Source organism: Gordonia sp. UCD-TK1 (genome assembly GCF_001691435.1).
Lineage (GTDB): Bacteria > Actinomycetota > Actinomycetes > Mycobacteriales > Mycobacteriaceae > Gordonia > Gordonia hongkongensis.
Map to the genome: position 1 here is coordinate 1 of NZ_LZMP01000070.1, position 1,303 is coordinate 1,303.

At 63.2% G+C, this 1,303-nt stretch carries 2 protein-coding genes; both read right to left on the bottom strand.

Annotated elements, in window-relative coordinates; all coding sequences use genetic code 11:
- Positions 1–33 precede the first annotated feature (33 nt).
- Positions 34–630 (bottom strand): hypothetical protein, encoded by a 597-nt coding sequence (locus tag A9310_RS23270; RefSeq protein WP_175401202.1) that lies wholly within the window; start codon positions 628–630, stop codon positions 34–36.
- Positions 623–1,303, bottom strand: a 681-nt coding sequence (locus tag A9310_RS26070) for a hypothetical protein (protein WP_217492976.1), incomplete at its 5' end; no start/stop codon positions are given. The genes A9310_RS23270 and A9310_RS26070, both read right to left, overlap by 8 nt.

The window sequence follows — 1,303 nt, forward strand, 5'->3', positions numbered from 1 at the left end:
CATCTCGTTCGTCGTCACTGATTTCGGTGCCGGTCATTGTGTGTCTCCTGTGTGTTTGGCGGCGGCGATGAGAGCGGCACCGGCAGCGAGTGCGGTCGCGGGGCTCATGTCTTCGGTGCCGAATGCTCCGATTCGTGTCCCTGCTGGCCAGTGGCGGACTCGCACGTGCGCCCCGTCAGGTGCCGTCGGAGTTCGATCCCGGTTGATGCGCCACACGTTCGCCTGCGGATCGTCGACTTCGGGTAGTGCGATGACGGTGTAGCCGCTGTCACGGATAGCGGCAACCACATGAGCGGCGTGGAGGGCGGTCGCATCGCGGTCGTAGATTGGCTCCTCCCAGCCGCAGCGACAGGTCGCTAAGCGCATCATCCGCACCCGCTCGTACAGGTACTTGTCGGCCGCAATGAGCGCGGTAGCCATGATGTCGAGAGCCTCGGATTCGGTGACACCATCCACATGGGGCGGTGATCCGACAGTGCCGGAGCGGGCGACTTGGATTGCCTCGGAGAGCATCTCGCGCAGTGGTTTGAGGGCTTCACGGGCGGCAGCAAGGGCCACGATGCGATCTCGCGGATCGACGAACCTCTCACACACCTTCTCTGCGGCAGCCTCGGCGGGATCGCTACTCACCCCGACCACCACCCCGAAGCAGACCAGCAGCATCAAGAGCGAGGGCTAAGGAGCGGTTATTGTCGCTGAAGCAGCTCGAATCTGTCGGCTGGGCGGCAGCAAGCACCTTCGCCGCAGTCTCGATGCGTTGTTCCCGTTCCCGCTCGGCAGACCGGGCAGCATCCAGGGCATCGGCTTCGGACGTCATCTCGGAGATGACTGTGATGGCGGTGTAGCCACCGGAGTTCTGCGCCCACACGAACCGCTCTGTGACGTCCGCCGCCCACCGGAGATGGTCGGGGTTGGTGGCATCCGGTTCAGGCAGAGACGCTGCGACCGATGGCACTACAACCTCTTGCTGCTCGTCCAAGCTGTCTTGCAGTGATTCGAGGTCGTGCCGAAGTTGATCCCGTTCAGCAACGATGAAGCGCGCTGTAGTCGGCAGCGAATCCGCGCCCTGACCGAGGATTTCACCAACCTCGGCGAACTGCCGAGCCACCCTCTCGTAGTCCTTCTCCTGTCGCTTCAGCTCGATACGCTCGGCAACGGCGTCTTTCAGTGTCTTAGTGAAACCGGTACCCACGTACAGAGTCGGTGGCGACATGTCACACCCGCCCGCGATTTGAATGGCTACGCCGGATTCGAGTACGGCGTCGCGCAAGCGGTCGTGGCGGGCCTTCCAACTCTCCATGGC